The organism is Nesterenkonia halophila, assembly GCF_009467795.1.
GTDB classification, from domain to species: domain Bacteria; phylum Actinomycetota; class Actinomycetes; order Actinomycetales; family Micrococcaceae; genus Nesterenkonia; species Nesterenkonia halobia.
In genome coordinates, this window is sequence record NZ_WIAX01000003.1 from 14,202 (window position 1) to 38,469 (window position 24,268).

General features: G+C 71.7%; 28 protein-coding genes and 2 tRNA genes. 16 read left to right on the forward strand and 14 right to left on the reverse strand.

Features of this window, described 5'->3' with window-relative positions; all coding sequences use genetic code 11:
- Positions 1 to 32: 32 nt before the first annotated feature.
- Positions 33 to 911 carry an alpha/beta fold hydrolase gene (locus GCL72_RS01780; protein ID WP_153143002.1) on the reverse strand — a complete coding sequence of 293 codons (879 nt, stop codon included), beginning with the start codon at positions 909 to 911 and terminating at the stop codon, positions 33 to 35.
- Between the two features lie 46 nt (positions 912 to 957).
- Here GCL72_RS01780 and GCL72_RS01785 point away from each other — a divergent pair, with 46 nt between their 5' ends.
- A complete protein-coding gene (locus GCL72_RS01785; protein ID WP_153143003.1) occupies positions 958 to 1,563 on the forward strand; it encodes a CGNR zinc finger domain-containing protein in 606 nt (201 codons plus the stop codon).
- A 328-nt stretch (positions 1,564 to 1,891) separates the two neighbouring features.
- Positions 1,892 to 2,065 carry a hypothetical protein gene (locus tag GCL72_RS01790; RefSeq protein WP_153143004.1) on the forward strand — a complete coding sequence of 58 codons (174 nt, stop codon included), beginning with the start codon at positions 1,892 to 1,894 and terminating at the stop codon, positions 2,063 to 2,065.
- Between the two features lie 5 nt (positions 2,066 to 2,070).
- On the opposite strand, the gene GCL72_RS01795 is transcribed toward GCL72_RS01790, so the two are convergent.
- Positions 2,071 to 3,486: a phosphomannomutase/phosphoglucomutase gene (locus GCL72_RS01795; protein ID WP_153143005.1), complete on the reverse strand. Its 1,416-nt coding sequence runs from the start codon at positions 3,484 to 3,486 to the stop codon at positions 2,071 to 2,073.
- A 127-nt stretch (positions 3,487 to 3,613) separates the two neighbouring features.
- Here GCL72_RS01795 and GCL72_RS01800 point away from each other — a divergent pair, with 127 nt between their 5' ends.
- Both GCL72_RS01800 and GCL72_RS01805 read left to right on the forward strand, forming a co-directional pair.
- Positions 3,614 to 4,825 (forward strand): MFS transporter, encoded by a 1,212-nt coding sequence (locus GCL72_RS01800; protein ID WP_153143006.1) that lies wholly within the window; start codon positions 3,614 to 3,616, stop codon positions 4,823 to 4,825.
- Between the two features lie 88 nt (positions 4,826 to 4,913).
- Positions 4,914 to 5,942, forward strand: a complete 1,029-nt coding sequence (locus tag GCL72_RS01805; protein WP_153143007.1) for a hypothetical protein — start codon at positions 4,914 to 4,916, stop codon at positions 5,940 to 5,942.
- An 81-nt stretch (positions 5,943 to 6,023) separates the two neighbouring features.
- On the opposite strand, the gene GCL72_RS01810 is transcribed toward GCL72_RS01805, so the two are convergent.
- From GCL72_RS01810 to GCL72_RS01820, 3 genes are all read right to left on the reverse strand, one after another.
- Positions 6,024 to 6,908, reverse strand: coding sequence for a DUF308 domain-containing protein (locus GCL72_RS01810; RefSeq protein ID WP_153143008.1), 885 nt, complete (start codon positions 6,906 to 6,908; stop codon positions 6,024 to 6,026).
- A gap of 94 nt (positions 6,909 to 7,002) precedes the next feature.
- Positions 7,003 to 7,290: a YrhK family protein gene (locus GCL72_RS01815; protein ID WP_153143009.1), complete on the reverse strand. Its 288-nt coding sequence runs from the start codon at positions 7,288 to 7,290 to the stop codon at positions 7,003 to 7,005.
- A 217-nt stretch (positions 7,291 to 7,507) separates the two neighbouring features.
- Positions 7,508 to 7,595: transfer RNA gene (locus GCL72_RS01820), tRNA-Ser, on the reverse strand.
- Between the two features lie 126 nt (positions 7,596 to 7,721).
- On the opposite strand from GCL72_RS01820, the gene GCL72_RS01825 reads away from it, so the two are divergent.
- Positions 7,722 to 8,708 (forward strand): NAD(P)H-quinone oxidoreductase, encoded by a 987-nt coding sequence (locus tag GCL72_RS01825; RefSeq protein WP_153143010.1) that lies wholly within the window; start codon positions 7,722 to 7,724, stop codon positions 8,706 to 8,708.
- Between the two features lie 93 nt (positions 8,709 to 8,801).
- Positions 8,802 to 9,233, forward strand: coding sequence for a hypothetical protein (locus tag GCL72_RS01830; RefSeq protein WP_153143011.1), 432 nt, complete (start codon positions 8,802 to 8,804; stop codon positions 9,231 to 9,233).
- Between the two features lie 127 nt (positions 9,234 to 9,360).
- Here GCL72_RS01830 and GCL72_RS01835 read toward each other — a convergent pair whose 3' ends face one another.
- Positions 9,361 to 9,801: an NUDIX hydrolase gene (locus GCL72_RS01835; RefSeq protein ID WP_153143012.1), complete on the reverse strand. Its 441-nt coding sequence runs from the start codon at positions 9,799 to 9,801 to the stop codon at positions 9,361 to 9,363.
- 37 nt (positions 9,802 to 9,838) lie between these two features.
- On the opposite strand from GCL72_RS01835, the gene GCL72_RS01840 reads away from it, so the two are divergent.
- On the forward strand, positions 9,839 to 10,510 hold the full coding sequence (locus tag GCL72_RS01840) for a pentapeptide repeat-containing protein (RefSeq protein WP_170289523.1): 672 nt from the start codon (positions 9,839 to 9,841) through the stop codon (positions 10,508 to 10,510).
- A 55-nt stretch (positions 10,511 to 10,565) separates the two neighbouring features.
- Here the strand turns inward: GCL72_RS01840 and GCL72_RS01845 are convergent, their stop codons facing one another.
- On the reverse strand, positions 10,566 to 11,351 hold the full coding sequence (locus GCL72_RS01845) for an SDR family oxidoreductase (protein WP_281347419.1): 786 nt from the start codon (positions 11,349 to 11,351) through the stop codon (positions 10,566 to 10,568).
- 105 nt (positions 11,352 to 11,456) lie between these two features.
- Positions 11,457 to 11,933, reverse strand: coding sequence for a MarR family winged helix-turn-helix transcriptional regulator (locus GCL72_RS01850; protein ID WP_153143015.1), 477 nt, complete (start codon positions 11,931 to 11,933; stop codon positions 11,457 to 11,459).
- Positions 11,934 to 12,076: 143 nt separating this feature from the next.
- Between GCL72_RS01850 and GCL72_RS01855 the strand changes: the two genes are divergently transcribed.
- Complete coding sequence (locus GCL72_RS01855) at positions 12,077 to 12,535, forward strand: DoxX family protein (protein ID WP_153143016.1); 459 nt, start codon at positions 12,077 to 12,079, stop codon at positions 12,533 to 12,535.
- Positions 12,536 to 12,607: 72 nt separating this feature from the next.
- Here the strand turns inward: GCL72_RS01855 and GCL72_RS01860 are convergent, their stop codons facing one another.
- Both GCL72_RS01860 and GCL72_RS01865 read right to left on the reverse strand, forming a co-directional pair.
- Positions 12,608 to 13,066, reverse strand: a complete 459-nt coding sequence (locus GCL72_RS01860; protein ID WP_153143017.1) for a DUF3237 domain-containing protein — start codon at positions 13,064 to 13,066, stop codon at positions 12,608 to 12,610.
- Positions 13,067 to 13,074: 8 nt separating this feature from the next.
- Complete coding sequence (locus GCL72_RS01865; protein ID WP_153143018.1) at positions 13,075 to 13,581, reverse strand: phenolic acid decarboxylase; 507 nt, start codon at positions 13,579 to 13,581, stop codon at positions 13,075 to 13,077.
- A gap of 447 nt (positions 13,582 to 14,028) precedes the next feature.
- Here GCL72_RS01865 and GCL72_RS09660 point away from each other — a divergent pair, with 447 nt between their 5' ends.
- Positions 14,029 to 14,175 (forward strand): hypothetical protein, encoded by a 147-nt coding sequence (locus tag GCL72_RS09660; protein WP_170289525.1) that lies wholly within the window; start codon positions 14,029 to 14,031, stop codon positions 14,173 to 14,175.
- A gap of 83 nt (positions 14,176 to 14,258) precedes the next feature.
- The gene (locus tag GCL72_RS01870; RefSeq protein WP_153143019.1) at positions 14,259 to 14,513 is read left to right on the forward strand and encodes a DNA translocase FtsK; all 255 of its coding nucleotides are present in this window, start codon (positions 14,259 to 14,261) and stop codon (positions 14,511 to 14,513) included.
- A 105-nt stretch (positions 14,514 to 14,618) separates the two neighbouring features.
- On the opposite strand, the gene GCL72_RS01875 is transcribed toward GCL72_RS01870, so the two are convergent.
- From GCL72_RS01875 to tmk, 3 genes are all read right to left on the reverse strand, one after another.
- Positions 14,619 to 14,690: transfer RNA gene (locus tag GCL72_RS01875), tRNA-Thr, on the reverse strand.
- Between the two features lie 120 nt (positions 14,691 to 14,810).
- Complete coding sequence (locus tag GCL72_RS01880) at positions 14,811 to 16,115, reverse strand: DNA polymerase III subunit delta' (RefSeq protein ID WP_153143020.1); 1,305 nt, start codon at positions 16,113 to 16,115, stop codon at positions 14,811 to 14,813.
- On the reverse strand, positions 16,112 to 16,768 hold the full coding sequence (gene tmk, locus GCL72_RS01885; RefSeq protein ID WP_153143021.1) for a dTMP kinase: 657 nt from the start codon (positions 16,766 to 16,768) through the stop codon (positions 16,112 to 16,114). The genes GCL72_RS01880 and tmk overlap by 4 nt, the downstream gene beginning before the upstream one ends.
- A 105-nt stretch (positions 16,769 to 16,873) precedes the next feature.
- Between tmk and GCL72_RS01890 the strand changes: the two genes are divergently transcribed.
- The 3 genes from GCL72_RS01890 to GCL72_RS01900 all read left to right on the forward strand — a co-directional run bounded on the left by GCL72_RS01890 (position 16,874) and on the right by GCL72_RS01900 (position 19,429).
- Entirely contained in the window at positions 16,874 to 18,274 is a 1,401-nt protein-coding gene (locus tag GCL72_RS01890; protein ID WP_246160964.1) for a trans-sulfuration enzyme family protein, read from the forward strand.
- A gap of 10 nt (positions 18,275 to 18,284) precedes the next feature.
- Complete coding sequence (locus GCL72_RS01895) at positions 18,285 to 18,611, forward strand: DUF2516 family protein (protein ID WP_153143022.1); 327 nt, start codon at positions 18,285 to 18,287, stop codon at positions 18,609 to 18,611.
- Between the two features lie 71 nt (positions 18,612 to 18,682).
- The gene (locus GCL72_RS01900; RefSeq protein WP_153143023.1) at positions 18,683 to 19,429 is read left to right on the forward strand and encodes a phosphoglyceromutase; all 747 of its coding nucleotides are present in this window, start codon (positions 18,683 to 18,685) and stop codon (positions 19,427 to 19,429) included.
- Positions 19,430 to 19,566: 137 nt separating this feature from the next.
- On the opposite strand, the gene phoU is transcribed toward GCL72_RS01900, so the two are convergent.
- Positions 19,567 to 20,223, reverse strand: coding sequence for a phosphate signaling complex protein PhoU (gene phoU, locus GCL72_RS01905; RefSeq protein ID WP_153143024.1), 657 nt, complete (start codon positions 20,221 to 20,223; stop codon positions 19,567 to 19,569).
- A gap of 263 nt (positions 20,224 to 20,486) precedes the next feature.
- Between phoU and GCL72_RS01910 the strand changes: the two genes are divergently transcribed.
- From GCL72_RS01910 to purH, 3 genes are read left to right on the forward strand one after another with little or no spacing between them, the layout of a single operon-like run.
- Positions 20,487 to 21,809, forward strand: coding sequence for a sensor histidine kinase (locus tag GCL72_RS01910; protein ID WP_153143025.1), 1,323 nt, complete (start codon positions 20,487 to 20,489; stop codon positions 21,807 to 21,809).
- Positions 21,806 to 22,486 (forward strand): response regulator transcription factor, encoded by a 681-nt coding sequence (locus GCL72_RS01915; protein ID WP_153143026.1) that lies wholly within the window; start codon positions 21,806 to 21,808, stop codon positions 22,484 to 22,486. Before GCL72_RS01910 ends, GCL72_RS01915 begins: the two co-directional genes overlap by 4 nt.
- A 54-nt stretch (positions 22,487 to 22,540) precedes the next feature.
- Positions 22,541 to 24,211 (forward strand): bifunctional phosphoribosylaminoimidazolecarboxamide formyltransferase/IMP cyclohydrolase, encoded by a 1,671-nt coding sequence (purH, locus tag GCL72_RS01920; RefSeq protein ID WP_153143027.1) that lies wholly within the window; start codon positions 22,541 to 22,543, stop codon positions 24,209 to 24,211.
- The last annotated feature ends 57 nt before the right edge of the window (positions 24,212 to 24,268 follow it).

Consider the following 24,268-nt stretch of genomic DNA (forward strand, 5'->3'; position numbering starts at 1 on the left):
GGGCGGGATCTCGCGGGTGCGGCGATCAGCGGTCAGCGCGGCACGTCGCCGAGGGACGCCCAGAATCGGCGCAGCTCCTCGGCGAGCTCGTCCGGGGCCTCCTCCGGGATGAAATGGCCGCAGCCCGGGAGCGCATGGCCCTCCAGCCGCGTGCCGCCTGCGACGTCCACGTAGTCGCGCCACCGCTCGAGCACCGGAGCTCCGCCGACGAGACCCTCGGCGCCCCAGAGCGCCAGGGTGGGCGCGGTGACTCCGCGCCCGCCCTGCTGGTCGGCCTCGTCGTCGGCGAGGTCCTGCCGTGAAGCGCGGTAGTCGTCGAACCCTGCCCGCATCGCGCCCGGTCGGCGGAAGGCCCGGACATACTCGGGGATCTTCGGCTCGATGAGGTCGCGGCGGAATGTCCAGCGCTCGAAGAAGTGCCGCAGGTACTGCTCCTCGAGTCCTGCTGTGAGCAGCTCGGGCAGGTCCGGCTGCATATGCAACAGCCAGTGGAAGAACCCGGTGCCGCCGATCAGATCCGTCTGGAAGGTCGCGAGCGTGGGGGCGATGTCGAGCACCGTCAGTGACCGCAGACGCGCCGGGTGGTCCAGCGCCAGGCGATGGGCGACCCGGGCTCCGCGATCATGGCCGACCAGGTGCACCGTCTCGAGGCCCAGTCGGTCCATCAGGTCGACGATGTCCTGGGCCATGCGGCGCTTGTCGAAGCCGGAGGTGGCCTTGTCGCTGAGTCCGTAGCCGCGGAGGTCAGGGGCGACGAGCCGATGCTCGTCGCCGAGTCGTAGGGCGAGCTCCTCCCAGCAGGTCGCGGTCTGCGGCCAGCCGTGGAGCAGGATCGCCGTCCGATCCTCCGGGGCCTCTCCGTGCTCGCGGTGGTGCATGGTCAGCTCGGGCAGGCGTGTCATGTGGTCCATCCGGGAAGAGTAACCGGTTGATCAGGTTAGTTCTAGACTCGACGGCATGGACTCCTCCTGCCCTCGTTCCCCGGCTCCGGATGTCTCCTCACGTCCCGAGGACTGGCTGTTCCTCGGGGGAGGCGTCGCCCTGGACCTGGTCAACACGCTGCGCGATCGTGCCGTGGCGCCGCGCGAGACGCTGGCTTCGGACGCCGACGTCGTCATGTGGCTCGTCGACGCCGGATATCCGGTGGAGCCGACGGCGGCTCCGGCACGGCCGGCTCTGCGGGCCGAGGCGGTGGCCCTGCGCTCCGCCGTCGACGCACTGCTCGCCCCCGGGCAGAAGGCGACGGCCGAGCAGGTACAGCTGATCAATACCTGGAGCCGCGTCGCGCCGGTGCCGCAGCTGGACGAGGACGCGCCCGGTCGCCTCACCCGACCTCCGATGACTCCGGTCGAGGCTCTCGGAGCTGTCGCCGCCGAGGCGGTGGCCATCGTCGAGCGCGGAGAGCTTGAGCAGATCAAGATCTGTTCGCATGAGACTTGTGGGCTGCGGTACCTGGATCATTCGCGGGCCGGACGGCGACGCTGGTGCTCGATGCGACGGTGCGGCAACCGTGCGAAAGCGGCTCGCCACGCGGCCGCGACGCGCTCGGGTCGGGCCCTCTGACCCGCGGGAGGCGCATCGACGGCGGTCTGACCGGCTGCGCGCTGACTCGTACGGCGCCGTCGCTCCGCGAAGCCGGGGCGATGCCGAGGCCGGGGACGCCTTGCCGTACGTCGGATGCGACGCGAAGACTGAACGGTGCACCCGCGCGTCCTCGACGATCGGCCCCTCCCTATGCGCAGCGAACTCTTCGCCGAATCCAACTAGGAGGTCGAGGCCGCCGGGACGTTCCTCCGGCAGAACTCGACGATGATGAAGACCGAGCTCTCCCAGGGCGGCGTCAAGGCGCTGGTCGGCCGGACTGACCAATCAGGTCAAGGCCGACATCGGGATGAAGGCGCTGATCGGCCGCACCTCCGGCGAGGAGTCCCAGCTGGGCTTCGGCGGCCAGGGCTTCGTGACCGTCCAGCCCAGCGAGACCATGCGCTGCGGCGGCCCGCAGGACGACGGACAGAAGCCCGGTCAGATCGGCCCGCTGGGCGGACTGGGTAACCTCTTCCGCTGAGCCGCTCAGCCCTGCCGGACCAGCTCCAGGACCTCGTCGCGGACCTGCTCCATCACCCGGGCGGTGTGGCCCTCGCCGTTGAACCGCAGGAACGGCTCGGTGTTCGACGGCCGCAGGTTGAACCACCAGGTCCCGTCGGCCGCGCGGACGGTGAGGCCGTCGAGCCGGGAGATCTCGACGTCGCGGTCGGCGAAGGCGGCCTCGACGCGTGCGGCGGCGGCCTGCTTGTCCTGCACCTGGGAGTTGATCTCTCCCGAGGCGGCGTAGGGGCTGTATTCGGCGGCCAGCTCGGACAGCGGCCGGGACTGCCCGCCGAGCGCGGCGAGGACGTGCATCGCCGCCAGCATGCCGGTGTCTGCGTTGAAGAACTCGCGGAAGTAGTAGTGCGCCGAGTGCTCTCCGCCGAAGATCGCCTGCTCGGCGGCCATCACGGCCTTGATGTAGGAGTGGCCCACGCGGGTCTCCACCGCTCGGCCGCCCTCGCGCTCCACCAGCTCGGGCACCGCACGGGAGGTGATCAGATTGTGGATGATCGTCGGGGACTCCTCGCCCTCGGCGCGGGCCCGGGCGATCTCCCGACGGGCGACCAGCGCGGTCACCGCCGACGGCGGGACCGGCTCGCCGCGCTCGTCGACGACGAAGCACCGGTCGGCGTCGCCGTCGAAGGCCAGGCCGAGGTCGGCGTCGTGGGCGCGGACGGCGGTCTGCAGATCGCGCAGGTTCTCCGGCTCCAGCGGGTTCGCCGGGTGGTTGGGGAAGGTGCCGTCGAGCTCGAAGAACAGCGGCACGATGCGCAGCGGCAGCGCCTCGAGATGCTCGTCGCCGAGCACCGCCGGGGTGGTCAGGCCCGACATCCCGTTGGCGGCGTCGACGACGACGGTCAGCTCCCGCGCTCCGGAGAGGTCGACCAGGCTGCGCAGATAGCGGGCGTAGTCCGCCAGCAGCTCGGCCTGCTCGACCGGGCCGGGGCGGTCGACCTCCGGGATCGCCTCGCCGTCGTCGAGGGCGTCCAGATAGGTCTGGGCGGCGTCGCGGATCTCGGTCAGCCCGGTCTCGGCGGAGAGCGGCACGGCCCCGGCCTTCGACATCTTCATCCCGTTGTACTCGGCCGGGTTGTGGCTGGCGGTGAAGACCACTCCGGCGGCGTCGCGCTGGCCGGAGGCGAAGTAGAGCATGTCCGTCGAGACCCGGCCCAGCTGGGTGACATGCGCGCCGCGGGCAGCCGCCCCGGCGGTGAAGGCCTCGGCGAACTCCGCCGAGGAGGGGCGCATGTCACCGCCGACCAGCACCTCGCGGCCGGCGAGGTCGAGGACGTCGACGAAGGCGGCGCCGACGGCGCGCACCGACTCGGCGGTGATGGTCTCGCCCACGAGCCCGCGGACGTCGTAGGCCTTGAAAGAGGAGGACAGATCGATGCTCACGCCTTCATCGTAAGTCAGTCCGCGGCCCGCGCCGGGTCGGACACCCGCGGCGCCGCCGGGGCCGTGCCCGGGATCGTGCCCGGGATCGTGCCCCGGACCGGCGTCCGGTCGGCGTAGGCTGAGTGGAGTGAACGACGACGCCCGCCCCGCCGACGCCGGCCACCCAGGTCACGAACCGGGCACTGCGGGGTACCGCCGCCTGCTGGCGGGGCTGTTCTGCATCGGCGTCGCCACCTTCGCCCAGCTGTACTCGCCGCAGGGGCTGCTGCCGCTCATCGCCGTCGACCAGGGCGTCGCCGCCGACCGGGCCGCGCTGACGATCTCCACGGCCACGCTGGGCCTGGCCCTCGGCGTCATTCCGTGGTCCTATCTCGGCGACGCGGCGGGGAGACGGCGCACGATGCTCTGGTCGGTGAGCCTGGCCTGCGTGTGTGCGCTGGTCGCCGCCGTCGTCGACGCCTTCCCGGCGGTGCTCGTCGCGCGCGGCCTGGAGGGGCTGATGCTCGGCGGGGTGCCGGCGCTCGCCGTCGCGCACCTGAACGCCGAGGTCAGCCCGCGGGCCGCAGCGGTCGCCGCCGGGACCTACGTCTCCGGGACGACTCTCGGAGGGTTGAGCGGCCGTCTGCTGGCCGCGCCGATCGGCGAGGCGCTGGGCTGGCGGGTCGGCGTGCACGCGGTGACGCTGCTGGCCGGGATCTGCGTGCTGCTGGCGGTGTGGCTGCTGCCGCGCGCCCGGTGCGAGGTGCGCCGGGCCCGGGGGATCGGTGCGGCGTCCGCGGCGCTGACGGCGAACCTGCGCTCGCCGCGGCTGTGGGTCATCTACCTGCAGGCGATGCTGACGATGGGCGGCTTCGTCGCGATGTACAACTATCTGGGCTTCCACCTGACCGGCCCGCCCTTCGGGCTGCCGGTGTGGCTGACGGCCTTCGTCTTCCTGGCCTATCTGGCCGGCACCTGGTCCTCGCCCTGGGCGGGCCGGTTGGCCTCCCGACACGCTCGGCGACCGGTCCTGCTGGCCGGCAACGGGCTGATGATCGTCGGGGTGCTGCTCACGCTGGTGCCGCACACGGCGGCCGTCATCGTCGGGGTGGTGGTGCTGACCGGCGGGTTCTTCGCCGCCCATGCGGTGGCCGCCGGATGGGCCGGCGCGGCGGCGGTCGGCGGAGCCGCTCAGTCGGCCTCGCTCTACACGCTGGGGTACTACGCCGGGTCGTCGATCTTCGGCTATCTCGGCGGGACCTTCCTGCACCTGGGCGGATGGCCGGCCACGGTGGGGATGGTCGTCGGGCTGGCGGCCACGGCCACTGTGCTCGCCGCCGTCGTGCTGCCGCGGGACTGAGGGTGCCGGCCCGGCCGCCGTCGGACCCCTGACCGGGACGGCTGTGACGCCGCAGACACCGTCGGGATGCGTGCCCTAGACTGGCGGCGTGGAAATCATCGGAGTGATCGTTCTGGCCGTCCTGCTGGTGCTCGGGGTGCGCGTGCTCCTGGCTCGTCAGGGACGACGGCTCAACCGGCGGATCGAGGACGCCGTGACGCCGGAGAACGCCCGCACCGCCGCGCTCGCGCTGACCGACGAGCAGCACCGCGAGGTCTACCGCGCCATCGCCGCCGATGACGGGCGCCGTGCGCTCGCGACCTTCAAGCAGGCGACCGGCGCCGGCGTGCGGGACTGCATCATCGCGGTGCAGGCGCTGCACCAGTATCCGCAGCGCGCGCCCTCCGAGCTGCGGCTGGAGGACGAGCTCTCCGGCGTCTCCGACGGTCCCGAAGTCCGCGAGGAGCTCGTCGAGGACGCCATCGACGAGGTGCGCGACCAGCCCGACGACCAGGCGTCCGGCGGGACCGGAGGCCAGGACGACGACGCCGGAGCGGATGCCGGGGCCGACGAGCCCCGGGACCGGCGCCGCGACCAGGACGACGACGGCGGCCCGGTGGCCGAGGCCGATCCCTACACCGGGCGCATCCTCGGCCCCAACGAGGCCGGCATCCCGGACATCCCCGGCGGGGAGCGGGAGGATGACCGCGCCGCGCGGGACGAGGACCAGGCGGACGCGACTCCGGAGGACGAGGCCGAATCGGCCGATCGATCGGAGTCCGAGACCAGCCCCGGCGCCGCCGACGGCGAGCCCGCCGAGGACCCCGAGGTCGAGGAGACGGCCCGTCGGCTGCTGGCCGAGTCCGAGTTCTCCCTGGACGAGGAGCTGACCGTCCCGGAGGAGTGGACTCGGCAGGACGCCCAGGAGGAGCCGGCCGGATTCCACCTGGAGGTCCAGCGGGAGGGCGAGAAGATCACCCTCTCCCACGAGGATCTCGAGCCGTGGGTCCATGATCAGCTCTACGCGCTGCTGCGCGACGACCACGTCACCGAGGCGGCCCAGCTGCTCTCCGAGCACTCGCCGCTGACCGAGGACGAGGCGCATAAGTTCCTGGTGGTCTTCAAGAACCAGGGCTGACCGGGCCGGGGCTGACTCCGGGCCGCGACCTCCGACTGGGCCGGGTCGCACGGGCCGCCCCGGCCGCCGTCGGACCGTCGATCACTGCTGCGGCAGCTGCTGCTGCCAGTCCTCGGGCAGGTCCTCGGACAGCTGGTCCAGCTCCTCGCGGAGCTGATCGAGCTGCTCCTGGTCGACCTCGCCGTCCTCGAGTTGCTGCTCCAGCTCGTCGGAGAGCTCGGTCGGGAAATCGCTGGGCAGCTCCGAGGGCAGATCGCTGGGGAGCTCGCTCGGCAGGTCCCCGGTGTCGCCCGGGTCGGCGTCCTGCTGCTCCTGCGCGCCGTCGCCCTCCTCGAGGCCGAGCTCCTCCTCGAACTGCTGATAGTCGTCGAAGAACGTCATCACCGATGAGGCGATCATGATCGTCATGACCAGCGCGATGATCGTGCCGAGCGCGCCGGTGATGGCGCCGCCGATGCCCAGTCCGCGGCCGCGGCGCTTCACCGCGGCGATGATGCCGACGATGACCGCCACCGGGCCGAGCAGCAGACTGAGGAGTCCGACGAACGGGATGAACGAGAGCACCAGAGCGATGATGCCCAGCACCAGGGCGGTGACGCCCATGCCGGTGCGCTGCGGAGGTTCGCCGCCCCAGGTCGAGGGGCCCGGCTGGCCGGCGCCGGGCGGGTAGTTGCCGGGCGGTTGAGCGCCGCCGTAGCCGCCGCCGTACGGGCCGGCCGCCTCCTGCGGGGGATGGCCGGTCTGGCTGGTCGCGCCCCAGCCGGCCTGCGGGTCGTGCGGGACCGGGTAGGCCGGCTCGGGCCGGGCGGCGTCGGCGGAGGCCTGCGGGGCATCGACCGGCGGCTGCGGCGCGGCGGGGGCCTCGGCGTCGCGGTCCGGCCGGGCGCTGGCGCCGAAGGCCTCCTCGCCGTCGTGCCGGTCCTCGGGGTGCTCCGGGTGCTGGCGTCCCTGCGGGGTGTCGGTCATCGGATCCTCCTGCGGTCGGGCTCGTGCCGGGGTCTCGAGCGCTGACTCCAGTCTGCCAGCACCCTCGGCCGCGGCCCGGCGCTCCCCGCCCGGCTCAGAAGTCGCGCGCGGTCTCCGCGCTGCGGGCGCCGACGCGGACCAGGTGGATGCGGCGGGTCAGGCGGATCACCGGCCGGATGAGCAGCTGGATGCTGCCGATGAGGAACAGCCAGGTCCCGACGACAGTGGTGCTGGTGAAGAAGAAGAGCACGCTGCCGATGGTGAACCAGACGGCGATGAGGATGTCGTTGATGATGCTCAGGACCTCGTAGCGTCCGCGGATCACCAGTTCCTCGTGGCCGATGTGCAGCGTCAGCGGCTGGGATGTCGAGCGATCGGTCATCCGGCCAGGCTAGCCGGGGGCGGAGGTCCGGGGGAGGGGCCGGGCGGCTGAGTCGACAGTGCTGCACACGTGGAGTGTCACGCCGAGGGCGCCTTCGCCCAATCCGCGCCACATCAGGCGTGCATCTCGCGAGGTCGGAGCAGACGCATACAGCGGTGTGCTGACACAGAAGACGTGCCGGGGCATCGGGCGAACGACGTCCCGGCACGTCTCAGAGCGGAGCGCGTGGGATTCGAACCCACGGGACGGGGTCGCCGCCCACCGGTTTTCAAGACCGGCTCCTTCGGCCGCTCGGACAGCGCTCCAGGGCAGAGCTTCGGTCTGTGACCGCGGCCGCTGAGCGGGGCCGCGCAGATGTGAAACTCTGGGGGAAGACTATACGGGAGACCGCGTCCCGGCATCGAGTCGGGCCCGAGCGCAGGAGCGTGAGCATGCGAGCTGTCGAGTACGCCGAGGCCGGAGGGCCAGAGGTGATCCGCGTGACCGAGGCCGAGACCCCGGTCCCCGCCGCCGGCGAGGTGCTGATCGAGGTCGCCGCCGCGGGGCTGAACCGCGCCGACCTCGCCCAGCGCGAGGGCAACTATCCGCCGCCGGCCGGCGCCTCGCTCACCCCCGGTCTGGAGGTCTCGGGCACTGTGGTCGCCGCTGGGTCGGGCAGCGCGGGCTCGGTCAGCGAGATGGTCGGTCAGCAGGTCGTCGCGCTGCTGGCCGGCGGCGGCTACGCCGAGAGGGTCGTCGTCGACGCCCGCCATGTGCTGCCGGTGCCCTACGGCGTCGATCTGGTCGACGCCGCCGGACTGATCGAGGTCGCCACCACGGTGCATTCGACGCTGCGCGACGAGGCCGGCATCCGCCCGGGCGACACCGCACTGATCCACGGCGGCACCGGCGGCATCGGCAGCTTCGCGCTGCAGTTCCTCCACGCGCTGGGCGTCACGGTGATTACCACCGTCGGCGGCGCGGAGAAGGCCCACGCCGCGAAGGACCTGGGCGCCGCCCACGTCATCGACCACCGCGCCGAGGACTTCGCCGCACGCGTCGATGAGATCACCGGCGGCCGCGGCGTCGACGTCATCCTCGACCTCATCGGGGCGAAGTACCTGGAGAAGAATCTGTCCAGCCTCGCCGTCGACGGCCGGCTGGTGATCATCGGGCTGCAGGGCGGGCGCCGCGCCGAGGCTGACCTGGGGCTGATGCTGGGGCGCCGGCTGCGGATCATCGCCGCGACGCTGCGCTCCCGCGACGCCGAGACTAAGGCGCGCTTCGTCGCCGGCGTCGGCGAGGAGGTCTGGCCGCTGATCGAGTCCGGCGACGTCCGCGTGCAGACCGATGCGGTCTTCTCCGTCGACGACGCCGCCGCTGCCCACCGTCATCTGGAGTCGGGCGGCCACCTGGGCAAGGTGCTGCTGCGCTTCTGAGGTGCCGCCGGGCCGGAAGAGCCGGCTTCGGTAGACTCGTCGCGTCGCCGAGCCTCGGCGTCGTCCGCGGAAGGAACCACAGGTGGAGGTGGGATGAAGCTGCTGTCTCGGCGCCGTCGGGCGCGTCGGCTGGAGAAGGAGCTCGGCCGCGGACTCTGGCGGCAGGCTCACGACCGATTCGTGCGCGGCCTCGACCGGTATCACCAGATACTCGAGGGCGTCGACGACGACGCGGCGCACAACGAGCTGGTCCGCCTCGGCGACGAGCTCGCCGAGGCGCTGCCGAGTCTGCGCGCCTGCTGCGTCGCCGCCCAGCGTCGCTGGCCGGCTGAGGAGATGCGCATCCCCGGCGGCGCGGCGCGGCTGCACTCCGAACTCTCGCGGGCGGCGAACCATCTGGCCACCACGGCTGAAGCTGCGGCCATGGTCCGGCTGGGCAGTGCTGAGATCGCTGCGGTGCGACGTCGTGCCGACCGGGTCCTCGAATGCGTGGAGCAGGCTCGGGCGCTCGCCGACGAGGGCTGAAGGGTCGATCCGGTCGTCATCTCACTTCCTGGGTCTCCGGCGCGAACGGCTGGCGCGCACGGCCATGACCCACGCGAGAGACCGTCGGCCATGTGGGGAACCTCGGAGGATCTGCGGCGGTCCGCGGTCAGCGCGCCGGGATGAGACCGGCGCGCTCGCGGGCGAAGTCGACCATCGAGACCCGGTCCAGCGCCTCGACCTCGTCGGGTGCGTGCCAGCCGACGTCGTCGGTGGAGCCGTCCTGCTCGATCTGCAGCGAGCCGCCGACGATGCGGGCGGTGTAGATGATGCGCAGCGCCTGCAGCGGGACGCCCTCGCGGGCCGGGTCCCCGCGGCGGTCACCGGGGATGACCTGCGAGTCGACGGCCAGCACGCCGGTCAGCTCGACGTCGTAGCCGGTCTCCTCACGGACTTCGCGGACTGCGGCGTCGTCGGGATGCTCGCCGGGCTCGACGCCGCCGCCGGGCAGCGTCCACCCGCCGCCCAGGGTCTCGTGGTGCCAGTGGGGCAGCAGCATCCGGCCCTCGTCGTCGGTGATGACCGCGTAGGCGGCAGGTCTGATGTCCACGCCGGGCACTGTAGCACCGGGCGGTAGGCTCGCGGTCATGACCTCGGCAGCGCACGACGACGCCCCCGCACCGCCGCGGATCGAGCTGGTCGAGCCGGAGGACCTGATCGGCGGAGACGTCGACCAGCTCGCCCGTCTCGGCCAGGCCGAAGGAATGCGCTTCGCCGGCGCGACGCTGGCCGACGTCGACCTGGCCGGCGGCAGCATCGTGGGGTGCCGGCTCGATGGGGTGACACTCGACGGCGTCGACCTCACCGGCGCCACAGTCGCCGAGTCGATGATCACCGGGCTGGGTGCGGCGTATCTCGACGCCCGGCGCACCACCTGGCGGGACGTGGAGATCGCGGACAGCCGGATCGGTGCCGCCGAGCTCTACGACGCCGGACTCGACGGGGTGCGGATCAGCACGAGCAAGCTGGATCTGGTCAATCTGCGCGGCGCCCGGATCGCCGACGTCGACCTCGTCGACACCCATTTGGTCGAGCTCGATCTGGGAGGCGCCGAAGCGACGCGACTGCGGCTGCGCGGCTGCCGAGTGGACACGCTGGACCTCACCGACGCGTGGCTGGCCGACGTCGACCTGCGCGGCGCACAGCTGAGCCGCATCGTCGGGCTGGACCGGATCGGGGGAGCGGTGATCAGTCCCGAGCAGCTGGTCGAGCTCGCCGGGGCCTTCGCCGCGCAGCTGGGCGTGCGCGTGGTGGAGTGAGATCTGGGGCCGTCGACGACGGCCGTCGACGACGGCCGACGACGTGCCGGGTTCGTCAGGAGCCCGCTCGCCAGCGGGCGAACCCTCCTTCGGTGCTGAGCACCTGGCCGGTGATCCACTCGGCCTCCTCTGTCAGGAGCCATGTGATCAGCCGTGCAGGATCGTCGGGACGGCCGAAGCGTCCCCGGGGGAACTGCGCGCCCACGTGCTCCCACGCCGCGTCGGTGAGGTACCCGGTGTCCACGGGGCCGGGGTTCACCGTGTTGATCCGCAGATGCTGGTCGGCGACCTGGTCAGAGAGGGTGGTGGTGATGCCGGCCAGGGCGGCCTTGGACGCGGCGTAGGCCACTTCTCCGGACATCGGTCCTTCGCCCTGTCCGGAGGTCATCAGGACCACGGAGGCGTCGCTCCCGGGGCGGTGGTGGTGGAGGAACCGCTGGGTCAGCAGCAGCGACGTGCGAGCGTTCACCGCCCAGTGCGCGTCGAGCATCGGGGCAGTAAGCTCACCGAGCGCCCCGTCGCCGCCGCTGAGCGCGTGATTGCAGACGAGGCCGTCCAATGCGTCGAAGGCCTCGACGGCGGCGTCGACGAGCCGCTCGGGTCCCTGCTCGTCGGTGAGGTCTCCGGGGGAGTGTTCCAGGCGGGCACCGTCGACCAGGTGCGTCGAGATGCTCGCCAGCACCGCGTCGACGTCGTCGGCTCCCCAGGATTGGTCCGCGTCGTGAGCACTGTGGTGATGGCAGAAGAGGTTCGCGCCCATGGCCGCGGCGCGGCAGGCGATCGCGTGGCCGATCCCGTCGCGTCGGCTGACCCCGGTGACCAGCACGGTTCGACCGCACAGCGGGAGCGGGTCCCGCCGTAGCGGCTCCGAGGGTGACGGTGTCGCGGGATCGTTCTGGCGTCCGGACGGGTCCATGTGGTCATCCTAGACGGGCCCGCCTGTCGGTCAGGAGTCGTGTCGCCGGTAGACCGGGCCCAGCTTCTCGTCGGGGTCGAGGCGTTCGAGCATGGCCTCGGTGATCTCGCCGAGCTGGTCGAGCTGCTCCTCGGTCAGCGCATCGATGACGTGATGCCGGACGGTCTCGACGTGGCCGGGCGCGGCCTCGCGGACGGCCTGCCAGCCGGTCTCGGTGAGGCGGGCGTAGGTGGCGCGCGCGTCGCCGGCGCCGTGGTGGCGCTCCACCATCTCGCGGCCCTCCAGGCGGCTGACCACGTGTGACAGACGGGGGAGGGTCGCGTTGGTCCGGGCGGCCAGCTGGCTCATCCGCAGCGACATCTCCGGCGATTCGGAGAGCATGGCCAGCACGTAGTACTCGAAGTGGGTCAGCCCCGAGTCTCGGCGCAGCTGAGAGTCCAGGATCCCGGGCAGCAGCTCCAGCACTGCGGTCAGCCGCACCCAGGTGGCCAGCTGCCGTGTGTTCAACCATCGATCATCCACAGGGAGATTCTCTCCGATGGTGGTTGTCGGAACAACCTTCGACTGTCTAGGGTGGTTGTCGCAACAATAATCCGGGTCCTCTCCGGCGACCTCTGTCGACCCGGCCCCGACGAAAGGAACTCCCCGTCATGCGTCTCCTCGTGAACCCCTCGTCCGTCTCGCCGAAGCTCGCCGACCTGGGCCTGCTGATCGCCCGCGTGGTGATCGGCGTCGTCCTCATCGCCCACGGCTGGCAGAAGTTCCATGAATGGACCGTCGCCGGCACGGCCGAATCCTTCGCCGGCATGGGTGTGCCGATGGCCTCGGCGACCGCCGCCGTCGCGACCTGGGTGGAGCTGATCGGCGGGGCGATGCTCATCGTCGGACTGCTGACCCCGCTGGCCGCGCTCTGCGCCGCCGTCGTGATGCTCGGCGCGGCGGTCTTCGTCCACCTGCCGAATGGGCTCTTCGTCGACCAGGGCGGCGCGGAGCTGGTCCTGGCACTCTTCGCCGGGCTGGTGCTGCTCGTCGTCCGCGGCGGCGGCCGGGTCGGCCTCGACGCCGCGCTCTTCCGCGGCGGCGCGCGTCAGCCGGTCGCGGCTCGCTGAGCCCCTGGTCCGCGGCGGGGCGGCGTCGGGGTCGGCGACGCCGCCCCGCCGCGGGCTGTTCCAGGCCGGCGGTCAGTCCAGGCGGAACACCTCGAGCTGCACCGCGTCAGGCGTGCGGGCGCCTCGTGCGACGAACAGCCGCTCGTTCATCCAGGCCAGGTCCGGGGCGGCCGTGGTGAACCGCGGCTGGGTGCGGAAGTGGATCCGCTCCGGAGGAACCGGCTCTCCTTCGACGATCGCCCGGATGTCCTCCGCCCGGCCGACGCGGATTCCGGTGTTCCGGACCCCGATCCGTGCGCCGTCGTCCGTCTCCAGGGAGTAGGAGGCGTCCAGCTCGGTCAGCGTCGGCGAAGTGAGACGCTGGTCGTCGGCGCCGGCCGGCAGCACGTGCCCGCTGCACGCCGGTCCGCTGACCGTGCCGCCGAGGATGGGCACCAGGCGGCGATGTCCGGTCGGGGCCGGGCCGAGATCCACCGGCTCTCCGACCTCGATCCGGATCTGCATCACGAATGTCAGGGGCGGGGGCTCCATGGCGCTCCTCAGTTCGTCCGGTCGGCGAACCCGGAGGGCAGTTCGCCGGGTGCGACCGAGACTACCGTCTCGTCGTCGACTCCGACGTGCTCGAAGAGGGTGATCCGGGCGAACTCCGGGACGACGAAGATCGAGTAGGTCGGTCCGGCGTCGCGGAAGGCGCGCATCTCCTCCAGGTGGTCGTTCTGGTATAGCACAGTCTTCGACCCGTCCTGCTCGATCCACTGCGGGAAGAAGGTGGTGCCGTGGAGGCTGCCCGCCGTGGTGTGCATGCCGCCGGCGACGTCGGAGCCGACCTCCGGCTCGGTGAGCGCGAACGCGCCGATGCGAGACATGTCGACCACGTCCGGCATCCATCGGCCGCGCTGATCCTGGTCGCCGCCGTCGTAGATCGACCCCATGGTGAGCTTGGTGAGCACCCCGGAGAGCACCGCCAGCGAGCGTTCGATACGGTTCAGCTCCAAGTTCAGGAACCCGGTGAGCAACGGGCTGTGCGTCCTCGGCGAGCTCGGCATCAGGACAGCTTCTCGCCGTATCCGAAGAAGTCGGGAGCGGACGGGCCGTGGCATCTAGATTCCTCGGTGTTCTGGGTGGACTGCAGGACGTGGATGATTGCGTGGTGCTGGCTGCCGGTCCCAGGCCCATGATGAACAGCAGCGACCCCGGGATGAGCTCTGGGATTCCGCAGGTCACCACGAGGATCCTGCAGAATGCCTGGGCCATATCGAGGCGCGGCGCCACAGTGCGTACCGATGGCTTCGGCGGACCCGAATCTCTGGCGTCTCGGCCTCGACGGGCGCTCGCCGGTCGGAACCGGTGCCGTGTTCGGGTCTCTCGTCGGAACGGTGTCCCACCTCCTCCGTGGACTCTGCGCTACGAGCGTCCCGGCACCCTACCCGGCGGTCCATACGCGGCATCCGCGCCGCGATACGGCGCCCGTGACGAGACGAGAGGTGGCGGGGATGAACACGTTCCGCAGCATGCTCTATGGACTGGGGAGGCTGCTCGGCGATGTGCAGGCGGTCCGCCGCGGGCGGGTCGGCCGCCGCATCGGCCGGCGGATCTCCGGGAAGGCGACCGGCCGGCTGTTGGGGCGCATCTTTCGTTGACGCGATGCCCGGCTGTGCCGTCTGTGCGACGGTGACGTGAGAGCAGACTGCCGCAGACGCCAAGGGCCGGGGGAGGGGATGGAATGGTGGGCGACGGTGAACGTGACCTGCTGCTGCAGGCCGCCGAACTCGCAGTGATGACCCAGTTCGGCTCGACGCCCATGCTCCAGCGGAAGCTCGATGTCAGCCACGCCGAGGCCGCGTGGCTCATGGAGACCATGGCATCCGACGGTGTGGTCGGGCCGGCTCAGAGGTCCAGACTTCGTGACGTGATGGTCTCTGTCGACGAGCTCGCGGACACTGTCGACCGTCTCAAACGTGATGGGGGTGCGCCCTGACCGCCGATGTCTCGTCATCTGGCGTCCGGCGTACCAGGTGTACGTGCCGCGGGCAGAGATAAGGCCGATCGAACAGGTGGAGTGCCTGTTCGACCGGCCTGGCGGAGCCGCCTATCGGATTCGAACCGATGACCTATTCATTACGAGTGAATCGCTCTACCCCTGAGCTAAGGCGGCCTGCGCGTCCCGGTCCGTCAGGCACCGCACGCGCGATCCACCAGTGTACTGGGACGCTCTGAGGTGGTCAAAACGAGGCTCGGGGCGGACTGCCGCGCCGCCGGTCGGCGATCCTCGGCCTCAGGCCTTGCTGTCGCCGGGCCGGGGCAGTCGCCGTCGCCCGCCGCCGGAGCTCGAGGCCGCCTGGGACGACGACCGCGACGCCGAGCCGGCGCCGGTGCGCTCGCCGGGCTTGCGCTGCGGCAGGAAGGTCATCATCAGCGCTTCCATGGCCAGCTGCGGCGGCACGTTCTGCCCGATCCGGCTGCGTGCGGCGCTGATCGCGTCCAGGCAGCCCAGTGCCTGCTCGGCCGTGATCGCCTCGGCGTGCCGGGTGAGGTCGTCGCGCATGTGCTCGTTGATCAGCTCGACCTCGGCGCCGAGCTGCAGGCTCAGCAGATCCCGGAACACTGCGGTCAGGTCGATCAGCGAGCGGTCCAGCGCATCGGCCACCGCCCGCTTCGACCGCCGGGTGTGGTCCTCCTCGAGCCGCTTGAACTGGCTGCGCAGCTTCGGCGGGATCTTCTCTTCCGGATCCAGACCGAGCGACCGGCGCAGCGCGGCGTGCTCGGACTCCAGCCGCGCCGAGGACTCCGCCTCGGCATCGGCCTGGTTCATCTCCACCAGCTTCGCCGCGGCCTGGACGGCGTCGGAGGAGGTGCGCACGCGCAGCGGCAGCGAGACCACGTCCTCGCGGCGCCGTCGGACCTCGGCGTCCTGGGCCAGCCGCCGGGCGACGCCCACGTGGTTCTGCGCCACCCGCGCGGCGAAGTGCGCCTGCTCGGCGTCGAGCCCGTCACGGGCGACCAGCAGCGCGGCGACGGCGTCCGACGGCGGGATGCGCAGATTCGCGTGCCGGCAGCGCGAGCGGATGGTCACCAGCACGTCGGCCGGGCTCGGTGCGCAGAGGATCCAGATGGTGTGCGGCGGAGGCTCCTCGATGGCCTTCAGCAGCACGTTGGTCGCCCGCTCGGTCATCCGGTCGGCGTCCTCGACCACGATCACCCGCCAGCGCCCGCCCTGCGGACGGTCCTGGGCGGCGGTGATGAGCTCACGGACGTCCTCGATCCGGTAGCTGACACTCTCCGTGGAGACGACTTTCACCGAGGGATGTGAGGACCCGGTGATCAGCCGGCAGGTCCGGCAGGTCCCGCAGCCGCGTCCCGCCGGATCGGCGACCTCGCAGTTCAGCGCCGCGGCGAAGGCCAGCGCGGCGTTGGAGCGTCCGGAGCCGGGCGGGCCGGTGAACAGCCAAGCATGCGCGGGAGCCTGCGATCCGGCCGCAGTGCGCAGCTGCTCGACGACGGCCTGTTGGCCGACCAGCTCGTCGAAGACGCCGCCGACCGCGTCGTCGGCAGTTGCGGCGGGGGAGGGGCCGGCCGTCATGCGGCGTCCTCCGAGGTCGCGAGCAGCGCGGCGACATGCTCGCGGACGCTGTGGTGCAGGGCCTCGGGGTCGACGGCGGCGTCGAGGACCGCATAGCGCTCCGGCTCGGCCTCCGCACGTGCCAGGAACGCCGCACGCAGTCGGGCGTGGAAGTCGTCGGAGGAGGCCTCGATCCGGTCGCCGCCGTCGCCGTCGCGGGCGCTCCGGCGCGCCCGGGAGACCTCGGCGTCGACGTCGAGCAACAGCGTCAGATCCGGCTGCAGCCCGGCGGTGGCCCATTCGTTGAGCGTGGAGATCTCCTCGGCCCCGAGCTCTCGGCCGACGCCCTGGTACGCCACTGAGGAGTCGATGTAGCGGTCGCAGAGCACCACAGTGCCCGCCTCCAGGGCCGGGACGATCCGCTGGGTGACGTGCGCCGAGCGGGAGGCGGCGAAGATCAGCGCCTCAGTGCGCGGGTCGATCTCCCCGCGGCCGTGTTCGAGAACCAGCTGGCGCAGCTCCTCGCCGACGACGGTGCCGCCCGGCTCCCGCGTGCGGTCCACCGGCACGCCGCGTTCCTCCAGCCAGGCCTGCAGCAGGTCCAGCTGGGTGGTCTTCCCGGCGCCGTCGCCGCCCTCGACGACGATGAACACGCCCCGCTCACGTCCAGTCACGCCCCCAGCCTATCGGCCCGACGCGGCTTCACCCACCGACCGCGGCTCCTCTCGACGGGCGGCCCGACGCCCGGCGGATGGTGCTCGTCGTCTCACACTGCGGGCATGACCGTCCGCTCCGGCGCGGCCCGGGGGAGCTGGACTAGGGTGGCCGACGTGGAGAACGCCTCGAACAACCAGCAGTCGCACAGCCCCACGTCCGACGCCGTCGAGCATCCGGTCGCCGGCCACCATCCGCACACCTATGTGGTCTCGGCCGGTCGCGGCGGCCCGGAGGGCGATCCGCACGCTCCGGGCACCTCCGGCGTGCCGGTCAACGCTCCGGTCGACTTCTCCTCGACCTACAGCTACCGGCCCGACGACGACGGCGGCAGGGTCTACGCCCGCGAAGGCATGCCCACCTGGGAGCCGTTGGAGGAGCTGCTGGCCCACCTGGAGGGCGGCACGCGCAGCACCTGGAGCGGCGAGGGCTTCGTCGCCACCGAGCAGCAGACCGCGCTGCAGGTCCCGCCGGCGCTGCTCTTCGGCTCCGGCATGGCCGCCATCGCCGCGGTCGTGCACCTGCTGCCCATCGGCGGGCACATCATCCTGCCGCGGCACAGCTACAACGGCACCTCCGCGCTGGTGGACGAGCTCGCCGCCGAGGGGCGGCTGACCGCCCACCGGGTCGACATCGCCGACACCGAGGCGGTGCAGACCACGCTGGCCGACGTCGCCACCCTCGCCCAGGCGCAGGAGGCTCCGGTGATGCTCTGGGCCGAGTCGCCGACGAACCCGATGCTCGAAGTCGCCGACCTGCCCGCGCTGCTGGCCGAGGCCCGACGGCGCGGGGTGCTGACCGCCGTCGACAACACATTCGCCACGCCGCTGCGCCAGCGGCCGCTGCAGCACGGCGCCGACATCGTGGTGCATTCGGTGACCAAGTTCCTGGCCGGCCATTCCGACCTGGTGATGGGTGCGGCGGTCGTCGCCGATCCCCAGCTGCGCGAACGGCTGCGCCGGCATCGCAGCCTGCACGGCGCGGTGCCGGGGCCCATGGAGGTCTTCCTCGCGCTGCGCGGGGTGCGCACGCTGGCCGTCCGGCTGGACGCCGCCGAGGCCAACGCCGCCGAGCTCGCGGTCCGCCTGGAGCAGCTCGCCGCCATCGGCGAGACGCCGCTGCAGGCGGTGAGCTACCCCGGGCTCGCCTCGCATCCGCAGCATGAGCGCGCCGGCGAGCAGCTGACCGGCTACGGCGCCATCATCGCGCTGCACCTGCCCGACGTCGCCTCCGCCGACGCGGTGCTCTCCGCGCTGCGCGTCTGGACGCCGGCCACCAGCCTGGGCGGCGTGGAGTCGCTGGCCGAGCGGCGCCGTCGCCACGGCGGCGAGCCGGACACGGTGCCCGCCGGGCTGATCCGACTCTCGGTGGGCATCGAGCATGTCGACGACCTGCATGCCGATCTGGTCCAGGCGCTGCGGCTGTCGGGCGACGTCCGCCCGGACAATCCCGCCGAGACCCGATAGCATCGGGAGCATGAACGCCCCCTTCGCCCTCAGCGGGATCTGGTACGCCGTCCTCCTCACGGAGCGGTGGATCTTCCTCGCCTTCGCCGTGGTCTGCCTGGTGGTCGCGCTCATGGCGCTGATCAAGTGCCTGCCGAAGAACGCCCAGCGCTTCGACATCGCGTTCAAGCGCACCAAGGGCTTCTGGCTGGGCATGACGGGCGGCGCCTCGGCGCTCTGCCTGATCGGCGCCTATTCGCAGCTCTTCGGAGGCCCCTTCGGCTTCCTCTTCCCGGTGATCGGCGCCTGCATGGCCGCCGTCTACCTGGCCGACGTGAACCCGGCCGTCTCCGAATAGCCGCCGACTGCACGGACCGCGACCCGGATCGCATACCCGGACCGCACATACTGAAAGGACTTCGCCGTCAGATGAGCTATGACCTCATTCTGCTCCGCCACGGGCAGAGCGACTGGAACGAGAAGAACCTCTTCACCGGATGGGTGGACGTCCCGCTCACCGAGCAGGGGCGCACCGAGGCGGCCCGCGGCGGCGAGCTGCTGGCCGAGCACGACCTGCTGCCCGACGTCGTCCACACCTCGCTGCTGCAGCGGGCGATCACCACCGCCCACCTGGCGCTGGAGACCGCCGACCGGCTGTGGATCCCGGTGACGCGCCACTGGCGGCTCAACGAGCGCCACTACGGCGCGCTGCAGGGCAAGGACAAGGCCCAGACCCTGGAGACCTACGGCGAGGACCAGTTCATGACCTGGCGCCGCTCCTACGACACCCCGCCGCCGGAGCTCGACGCCGACGACGAGTACTCGCAGGTCGGCGACCCGCGCTACGCCGACCTCGGCGACGCGGTGCCGCGCACCGAGTGCCTGAAGGACGTCGTCGAGCGCTTCCTGCCCTACTGGGAGTCCTCGGTGATCCCGGACCTGAAGGACGGGAAGACGGTGCTGCTGGCCGCGCACGGCAACTCGCTGCGCGCGCTGGTGAAGTACCTCGACGGCGTCGGCGACGAAGACATCGCCGGGCTGAACATCCCCACCGGCATCCCGCTGCACTACCGGCTGGACGAGAACTTCGCCCCGCTCAACCCCGGCGGCACCTACCTGGACCCGGAGGCGGCGCAGGACGCCATCCAGGCGGTGGCGAACCAGGGCAAGAAGTAGGGCCAGGAGCCCGGTCCCGCGGCCGCTGAGCATGCATCGAGCGGGGGACTCCCCGCCGTCCCGACCGGTCTGACCGGATCCGGACGGCGAGAGGTCCCCCGCTCGACGTGCATGCGGCCGGGTGAGGAGCCCTCAGCTCACTCGGCGGCCTTCGCGTCCCACTCGCCGGTGACGAGATAGGCCACCTTGTTCGACACTGCCACCGCGTGGTCGCCGAAGCGCTCGAAGTAGCGGCTGGCCAGCGTGCAGTCTGCCGTCGTCGCCGCCGAGGCCTCCCAGTCCTCCTCGGCGATCAGCGTGAAGATCGATCGGTGCAGCTCGTTGATCTGCTCGTTGATCTCGGTGACCTCCCGGGCGACGGCCAGGTCACGGGTCTCCAGCAGCTCGGTGACCTTCCGCCCGCCGGTCACCGAATGCTCGGCCATCCGGGAGAACACCGGCTTCAGGTGGTCGGGGGCGACGTGGTCCGGGAAGCGCAGCCGCACCAGCTGGGCGATGTGCCGGGCCAGGTCCCCCATCCGCTCCAGCGAGGCGCTCATCCGCAGCGCGCCGACGATCATCCGCAGGTCCGAGGCGACCGGACCCTGCAGGGCGAGCAGGTCGATGGCGTGCTCGTCGAGGTCGTTCTGCAGCGCGTCGATGCGCTGGTCGGCGGCGATGACCTCGTCGGCCAGCTGGACGTCGGCGTCCTCGAACGCCCGGCGCGCCTTGTCCATCGCCTCGGCCGCCAGCGTCGAGATCCGGATCAGCTCGTCCCCGAGCTTCTGGAGGTCTTCCTGAAAGAGCGTGCGCACGTGACCGGAGTCCTTTCGTCGAGTCGCGCCGGGAGGCGTCGGTGTCCTGCGGGGCATGCGGCCGGCCCCGCGGGGCGTCGGCTCGGCCGTTGCGCCCCGCGGGCGGACCCGGTGCCGCGTCCATCCCCGACGGACCAGGTTCGCCCAGCGATGTGAACGTGGAACGGGGGTCCAGTCAACCACCAGGTGAACGATTGTTGAACCCCGTCGACGGAAAGGGACTCACGGCGACGAATGCATGAACACATGCCTAAGGTGGACCCGTGGACCCCGTCATCATCGCCATCCTCGCCGGACTCGCCGGTCTCGCCCTCGGCGTGGCCGGGATGCACGCGTTCCGCGTGAGCGAACGGCAGCGCGTCGCCGGGATCGACGTCGACGAGCCGGCCATGCCGCCCGGGGCCACTGAGGTGCTCGCCTCGCTGGGGCTGGCCTATCTCGTCGTCGACACCGTCGACGGCGTCGTCCGCGCCAACCCGGCCGCGTACGCCTTCGGCCTGGTCCGGGGCCACACAGTGGTCCACCAGGAGCTGCTGGGGATGACCGCCCGGGTCCGCGCCGACGGGGTGATCCTCGACGAGGATCGCGAGCTGCCCCGCGGGCTGCAGGGCGAGTCCAGCATCGTGCTGCATCTGCGCGTGGCCCCGCTGGGCGAGGAATACATCCTGATCCTGGCCGACGACCGCACAGAGTTCGTCCGCACCCAGGCGATGCGCAACGACTTCGTCGCCAACGTTTCCCACGAGCTGAAGACTCCGGTCGGGGCGATCTCGCTGCTGACCGAGACGCTGGAGGACGCCGCCGACGACGAGGTCGCCGTCCGCCGTTTCGCCCAGCGCCTGCACCGCGAGTCCGACCGGCTCTCCGAGCTGGTCCAGGACATCATCGACTTCTCCCGCGTGCAGGGCGAGAACGTGCTGCGCGCCGAGTCCGCGGTGGATCTGCAGGAGGTGATCTCCGACGCCGTCGACCGCACCCGGCTGCCGGCCGAGTCCAAGGGGATCGACCTGCGCGTCGGCGGGTCGGCGCCGCGCCCGGTCCACGGCGACCACGACCAGCTGACCATGGCCTTCCGGAATCTCATCGACAACGCGGTGCGCTACTCGCCGGAGAAGACCCGGGTGGGCGTCGGGCTGACCTCGCGCGACGGCATCGCCCAGGTGACGATCACCGATCAGGGGATGGGGATCGACGCCGAGGAGCAGGAGCGCGTCTTCGAGCGCTTCTACCGGGTCGACGCCGCGCGCTCGCGGGAGACCGGCGGCACCGGCCTGGGGCTGAGCATCGTCAAGCACGTCTTCGCCAACCACGGCGGCGACGTCTCGCTGTGGTCCCAGCCGGGGAAGGGCTCGACCTTCACCGTGCGGCTGCCCGAGCGGGACTCCAGCCTGGACACCGGCGAGACGCCGACGACGCTGCCGGCGGCGACGGCGGCGCCCGAGGGGCCGGGTAGGCCCGACGAGCCCGCGGCGGAGCGGACCGTCGCCGAGCAACACGACGCAGACCAGACCAGTGGAGAGCAGCGGGGCGGGCAGGCCGGCGGCGCCTCGGCCGGCCGCACCGCCGATGAAGGAGGAACAGCGTGACCAGGATTCTCATCGTCGAAGACGAGGCCTCGTTCTCCGAGGCCCTGTCATACACTCTTGAGAAGGAGGGGTATGACGTCTCCGTCGCCGACGACGGGTTCCAGGCGGTGGACCTGTTCGACCAGGAGAGCCCCGACCTGGTGCTGCTCGACCTGATGCTGCCGGGGCAGCCCGGCACCGAGGTCTGCCGGCAGATCCGGCAGCGCTCCAACGTGCCGGTCATCATGCTCACCGCCAAGGACGACGAGGTGGACAAGGTCGTCGGGCTCGAGCTCGGCGCCGACGACTACGTCACCAAGCCCTACTCCTCCCGCGAGCTGCTGGCCCGGGTGCGCGCGGTGCTGCGCCGCCATGTCGACCCCGAGGTCGAGGACACCTCGATCGTCTCGGCCGGGCCGGTGCGCATGGACGTCGAGCGGCACAGCGTCGTGGTCGACCAGGAGGAGATCGGGCTGCCCCTGAAGGAGTTCGAGCTGCTGGAGATGCTGCTGCGCAACTCCGGCCGCGTGCTCACCCGCGGTCAGCTGATCGACCGCGTCTGGGGCTCGGACTACGTCGGCGACACCAAGACGCTGGACGTGCACGTCAAGCGGCTGCGCGCCAAGCTGGAGCCGGACCCGTCGCAGCCGCAGCACCTGATCACCGTGCGCGGGCTGGGGTACAAGTTCGAGGGCTGAGTCCCGATAGACTGGTCGCGAGCCCCACCCGCGCGACGGAGAGAAGGAGTGTGCGTGAGCAGCGTGCCCGAGTCCACTGAGAAGTCCGACAACCCCTCCGCCGCGGAACGGCGGCCCGTGCGCCGGGCCCTGCTCTCGGTGTTCGACAAGACCGGTCTGGAGGATCTCGCCCGCGGTCTGCACCAGGCCGGCGTCGAGCTGGTCTCGACCGGGTCGACGGCGAGCCGCATCGCCGCCGCCGGCCTCCCGGTCACCGAGGTCGCCGAGGTCACCGGGTTCCCCGAGTGCCTCGACGGCCGGGTGAAGACCCTGCACCCGCGGGTGCACGCCGGCATCCTCGCCGACCGGACCCGCGAGGATCACCGCGAGCAGCTCGAGGAGCTGGACATCGCGCCCTTCGACCTGGTCGTGGTCAACCTCTATCCCTTCGCCGAGACCGTCGCCGCCGGGGGCACCGAGGACGAGATCATCGAGAAGATCGACATCGGCGGCCCCTCGATGGTCCGCGCCGCGGCGAAGAACCACGCCTCGGTCGCCGTCGTCGTCGACCCGTTGCGCTACGCCGAGGCCGTCGCCGCCGTCGGCGAGGGCGGCTTCACGCTGGCCACCCGCCAGCGTCTGGCCGCACTGGCCTTCGCCCACACCGCCGCCTACGACACCGCAGTCGCCCGCTGGACCTCGCAGCAGTTCGACGACGACTTCGACGTCGCCGCGCTGCCCGAGCCGCCGCTGACCCGCGAGGACAAGGCGCTGAAGTTCCCGCCGCACGCCGGCCTGGCCCTCGAGCGCACCGCTTCGCTGCGCTACGGGGAGAACGCCCATCAGCCGGCGGCGCTCTACGCCGAGCGGCACGCCGCCCCGGGGCTGGCCCAGGCCCGCACGCTGCACGGCAAGGCGATGAGCTACAACAACTACGTCGACGCCGACGCCGCCGTGCGCACCGCCTTCGACTTCTCCGCGCCGGCGGTGGCGATCATCAAGCACGCCAACCCCTGCGGAGCGGCGGTCGCCGAGACCATCGCCGAGGCCCATCGCGCCGCCCACGCCTGCGACCCGCTCTCGGCCTTCGGCGGCGTCGTGGCGGCGAACCGTGAAGTGACCGCGGAGATGGCCACCACCATCTCCGAGATCTTCACCGAGGTCGTCGTCGCCCCGTCCTTCGAGGAGGCGGCGCTGCAGATCCTGACGGCGAAGAAGAACATCCGGCTGCTGCAGCTGCCCGAGGGGCACCGCCGCGACACCGTCGAGTACACCCAGATCTCCGGCGGCATGCTGCTGCAGGCCTCCGACGCGCTGGACGCCGAGGGCGACGCCGTCGGCAGCTGGACGCTGGCCGCCGGCCGACCCGCCGACGCCGCGACGATGGCCGACCTCGAGTTCGCCTGGCGCGCGGTGCGCGCGGTGAAGTCCAACGCCATCCTGCTGGCCGACGGCGGCGCCTCTGTGGGCATCGGCATGGGCCAGGTCAACCGCCTCGACTCCTGCCACCTGGCGGTGCAGCGGGCCAACACGCTGGCCGGCGACGGCGTGGACCGGGCCCGCGGATCGGTGGCCGCCTCCGACGCATTCTTCCCGTTCGCCGACGGGCTGCAGACGCTGATCGCCGCCGGCGTCCGCGCAGTGGTCCAGCCGGGCGGCTCCAAGCGGGACGAGGAGGTCGTCTCCGCCGCGGAGGAGGCCGGACTGACGATGTACTTCACCGGCGCGCGCCACTTCTACCATTGATCGCGCGCGCGGCCGCCGGCCGCGCCGGACCCGCGATCACCAGGTATGAACACCCTC